Source organism: Limnochordia bacterium (genome assembly GCA_023230925.1).
Taxonomy (GTDB): Bacteria; Bacillota; Limnochordia; order DUMW01; family DUMW01; genus JALNWK01.
In genome coordinates this window covers 1-4,975 of the sequence record JALNWK010000094.1, presented here as the reverse complement: position 1 = coordinate 4,975, position 4,975 = coordinate 1, and the positions used below count along the sequence as shown (strand labels likewise).

Annotated in this window: 5 protein-coding genes; all 5 read right to left on the bottom strand. The window is 45.9% G+C overall.

All coding sequences use genetic code 11. From position 1 onward, the window contains the following. Positions 1 to 81: 81 nt before the first annotated feature. Positions 82 to 516, bottom strand: coding sequence for a DNA/RNA nuclease SfsA (locus tag M0Q40_12440; protein ID MCK9223398.1), 435 nt, complete (start codon positions 514 to 516; stop codon positions 82 to 84). Beyond that, complete coding sequence (locus M0Q40_12435; protein MCK9223397.1) at positions 516 to 842, bottom strand: cyclic-di-AMP receptor; 327 nt, start codon at positions 840 to 842, stop codon at positions 516 to 518. Before M0Q40_12435 ends, M0Q40_12440 begins: the two co-directional genes overlap by 1 nt. Further along, complete coding sequence (locus M0Q40_12430; protein ID MCK9223396.1) at positions 817 to 2,091, bottom strand: MFS transporter; 1,275 nt, start codon at positions 2,089 to 2,091, stop codon at positions 817 to 819. Before M0Q40_12430 ends, M0Q40_12435 begins: the two co-directional genes overlap by 26 nt. Before the next feature lie 109 nt (positions 2,092 to 2,200). Beyond that, entirely contained in the window at positions 2,201 to 2,839 is a 639-nt protein-coding gene (locus M0Q40_12425; GenBank protein MCK9223395.1) for a cyclase family protein, read from the bottom strand. Between the two features lie 1,011 nt (positions 2,840 to 3,850). Next, entirely contained in the window at positions 3,851 to 4,666 is an 816-nt protein-coding gene (locus M0Q40_12420) for a 3'-5' exonuclease (GenBank protein ID MCK9223394.1), read from the bottom strand. Positions 4,667 to 4,975 lie beyond the last annotated feature (309 nt).

The following is a 4,975-nucleotide window of genomic DNA, read 5'->3' as shown; positions in this document are numbered from 1 at the left end:
TACATTCTTTGGGGGAAAGGGGGTCCTGTCTCTTCCCCCAGATTTTTCAACCGCCAAAAACAATAGGAATGCCCGACTGGTTTACATTAGGGTCATTTCGAACCCTGTTGCGGAAGTGCTGTCCACCAAGGTTACTGACTTGACTTCAATAATTAACGGATGAGGACCCAGAAGGAGAAAATCAAAGCGGCTTTGCCCAAAGGTAGCTTCATTGCACACCGAATCATAGGGCGGTAATTGATCAAAGAGTCTGTCCCTAAGAGCCTGCCCCACTAATCTGTTGGGTAACAGCGAGTCAATGGATACCCAAACAGAACCTTTGCGCACAAAACTTAGTTTGTACCTATATTTCCGGCTAACCAAACCCTTATCTTCAAGCAGGATAGCACTACCTGGTAGGAGCAACTCCTGCATTCTACCGGATGAGGGAACATGGGCGTAGTGTCTACCATCATGCTCTACTTCAGCAACAAAACGATTGACCCGTCGAACAAACCTACCAGAGATAAGCTCCATTATTCGTGATAATCGGCGACATCTAAAACAAAGATCTTCGCCCCACCTGATGTAATCTCCACTGGCCGTGTGGGTAATCCCGGTGCAAAGACAGTGCTAGGCGGCATCTGGGGAATGACACTGGTTGTCGGTTTACAGACAGACTTAATCAGTTGGACAACCTCATCGGTCTTTTCATCAGCAAGACCAATGAGTAACGTGGTGTTTCCCTGCTTCAAAAAACCACCGGTACTAGCCAATTTTGTCGCGGTTAGACCCCTCTTAAACAGCTCATCTAAGAGCTCCTTTTCATCGCTGGTTCTAACTACCGTGATAATGAGTTTCAACGGTATCCCTCCTTAGAAGCTTCCCAAGCTCCACGGTGCGAAATAGCAAGACCACACCAAGCAACCTGATTACTCCCGCCAATACAAAGATCTCATTGAAGGATAAGCGGCCAAGAAGCGCTGACCCTACGAAGGGAGCGGTAAAGGCTGCCAGGTTCACAATGGTATTGTAAAATGCAATACTGTTAGTCTTATACTGGGGATCGGCATATTCTAGCAGCAGGTTAAACACGCTAATCCCATACCCTGCGTTGAAGATTCCTAAAAACAAATGCAAGCCAATCAGATAGGCCAAGGACTCATATAAAGTAAATAATAGGGAGAACACACCTATGCCTAACATGGATACTACTAGCACAAAACTGTTACCCTTATTTGCAGCCACCCGCCCCCATAGTAGAAAACCAAAAATAGCGGTTAAGCTGGCGCTGGTGGTAAGCAGACCCAAGTTCCCGTTGGATAGGGATAGCTTCTCCACCAAGTATACCGTGCCCACAGGGGCGGTCATAAAGACCCCTACCTGCATCACAAACACCGCCATGCAAAAGTACTTGAAACGGTGCCCACACTCTCCGCCAAATAAGGGGCGAATCTTGAACGGCGCATTGGACTGTACATATCCGTCATTGGGCTCAATGGTCTTGGTTAGGAAATACACTGAACCCATGGCCATTAAGTATGCCATAAAGAACGCACTGGCAAAGTTGTATGGAAAACGCACCTGGTCCAGGAAGTATCCGGCAGCAATTGTGCCCACCATGGTAGCGATTCCGGCAAACATATTACGCCATGCAACGATCTCTGCCCGCTTCTCATCGGGAAAAATGTTGCCGAACATCTCCGTCCAGGCCAAACCCGTCACCGATCCTGGTATATTCATCCCAGCAAGAAACAACACAAAAAGTACTGCCTTAATTGGATGTGGTATCGGCAATAACGCCAAAATGGCAAAAAGCAGGTAACACGTTCGTCCGATGGTTGAACTCCTTAACACTATGGGTAGCCTTGTCGTTTCATTCCTCACCAACTGAGTAGCAGGAATGAAGAAAAGAGCATTTACCAGCGCCGGCAAACTGGTCACCAAACCCAACAAGAAATTGGAGGCACCTAATCTAAGAACGTACACCCCCAAAAAAGGATTGACCATCCCCACCGCCAGACTGTAAAGAACCGCATCCAAGGTACTAGTCTTGAAATTCCGATCAATATTCTCATAAACAGCAATCTGCCTATTGTCAGTCTGCTCCACTGAACATCCTCCGTCTTCTGCCTAATATTTCGGCACAGTGAGTCCTAAATCCTTTTACCCAAACAGGGCTATGACCAAGCCATTACGGCCCTATGGAAGGCTTAGTACCTCATCTACATGAACCAACACTTCGCAGGAACGCACGAACTGGTGCTGCATCCGCTCCCGGAATCAGTAAAGGCAAGCAGAGCAACTCATACTCACCCGGTGTAACAGTACTAAGATCCACTGCTTCAAGGATTGCCATATCATCGTTGGCTAGGATTAGTCGATGGACCCCTTCTGGTTCTGTAAAAGGAGCGATGGAGTAGTAGTCTATGCCAATTAGCTTTACACCCTTTTCCACCAAGTACTGAGCACCACACTTACTCAAGGCCACATAATCGGTGCAAAACCGTCCTTGCTGCAACAGACGCGCATTACTTGTCTTCAACAACAACCGAGTACATCCGCCAAGGTCAACGGATTGCAGCACAGAGACATCGATGATTGATTCTACAAAGGTTAGATCCAACACCTTACACTTGCCAATAAACAGATCAGGGGAAAGCGTCTCAATGGTCCGCCCTTCAGACATGAAGTGACGCGGAGCATCAATATGGGTACCGCAATGAACACCCATCTTGATTACGGAGTTGTTGCTCGAAGCTCCATCTTCCATTGAGCTAGTGACTGTCCTTGAGAAAGGTTGGTCCCCCGGATAGACCGGGGATTCGCCCGTAAGAGGTAGCGTGATATCAATCAGCATGGTAACCCTCCTGTGGAACCTTGGTGTTATTTGCTTCTACCACTATACAACATTTTCGAGGATAACTGAACCGGGCTTGTCTCCGTAAATATAAAGGTTAATCACTGTCATGTAAACATACCTGTCCCCATTTCTGCATCAATGCATCGACTTTCCTATGGCACCAAGCGGAATACTATGGTGAAAATGATCAATGCCCTTTATAGAACTCCAACGCTCCTTGCTCCCTAAGTAGCAGGCCAAAACCCTCAGGGAAATAGATCTACTTCAAGAATTCGGCTTGCATCTAGGTATGCCCCATGTTTCAGAGATGTGCCGCACCACAGGCATGTGAAAATTGCAGAGCAAATATGCATCAAACTACTTTCACATATTCTTCTTCCTTGTCAACGGTAGGTTCGTTTTGCTGCGTGGCATACGAGGAAAACTAGCAGAATACCAAAAATGGATCTATGACTGGCCGAGTCGAGAGGGAAACGGTTATTGGAGGCGCTGCTTCATGAATCATGAGCAAGTAACAGAAGATTATTGAGTAATCCAGAAACCAAGAAGGAATATGATGCTTTAGCCGAACTAGAGGCACAGTACAGCAGCCATTTCCCGTCTGGAAAGCGACGACCACAATCCTAGTATGGCATTCCTATCGGAAGTGGCCCAAGCATGTGCGAAACGATGTCTCCCTACAACGAAGAAAACCCCAAGGAAATCGTCAATCGATGGTAAGCATCTGCGGTTTGGGAAAAACAATTCATAGGACTCCTGTGTTTAGCCACGATTTTCCATAGCCTAACCGGATGACTCTGAACACGGTGTTTACTACGATTTGGTCAAAGTGAGCAATAACCTAGAATAACGCTAGACGGGTAATCATATCCATCCAAGACCGTCAAGTTGTCTGTGTAGTGCGGCCACTTCCATCCATTCCTACGGCTAAACTAATCTGTTGCAGGTGATAAATCTCAATTCGTGGTGCCTAACAGCAACTTCGAATGTCCTTGTTCTTGCCCAATACTACACCGATTCCTTGTCCGTTTCCGTAAGTCCCAACATCCTGAAGAACTCCTTATCCGGTATGATGAAGAGGCCCCTCGCACGTGCCTTATCCAATTTGCTCCCAGGACCAGAACCAAGAACTAACATAGTCGTCTTCAATGTCACGTTACTAGATAGTTCTGCACCGTTTTTCAAGGCAATTTCTTGCATCGTATGCCTTGGATAGTCGCTCTGCCCTGTAAAGCATACGGTTTCACCCGCAAGAACCCCAGTTGTTGGGATTGGCAAGTCTATGTCTTCTATCTTCCTCGGTTTGATTTTACTAGGCCATCGTCTGCTCTTTTGTTTCGTGGCTCCGACAGGAATCCAGTGTTTGGGCTGAATCATCTTAAGCAATTTGTGCAGATTCAGCACGTCGGACATAGCTTGATGATCAGTTTCATCGGCAATATTGAAGTGACTTACCAAAGCGCTCATAGAGTAGCTTTCCAGCGAACTCACTTCGTTCCGAATGGCTCGCATGGAACAGTAAAATGGATAATCCTTTTTTACCCAACCATAATAGACAAGAAACTTCTTATCAAAAGGACAATTGTGAGCTACAATTGGATAAGGGTATTTGCTAAGAAAGCCCCGAAAAGCATCGATATACTCATTATCTTGGCTAATGTCATAAAAGCCATACCCATACTTTTTACTTCCAGTAAAGCCATCTATCTCCTTTCCCAAGTATAATTCATCAATTAACTCATACCCCTCGCTAACCAAACAGGCTACCTCATATATCCCTGACTCCACTGCATAACTTTGCGTCTCCAAATCTATAAGAAGCATCTTTTTCAACGTAGACACTCCAATCCGTCAGTACATAAGCTCCATAGGTGTTTTCTAGGTGGCGTTTCACGTCGGCAATACTAGCAAAATCGCTGAATCTGTCATCCCCCCAAACGAGATTCAAAGCTCCTCCAAATTTGTTTTTTCGTATACGGAAGGTGAGAATTCTGCTCGTGCTATCAACACCTGTGTTTGTCAACATAAAAGTGATCCACGTTCTAACGTAAAAGTGATCCACTTTTTCTAATCTGAAAGTGATCCACCTAGAAGGATGTTAGGCCTTGATGGATCACTTTATTCCCAACTTAG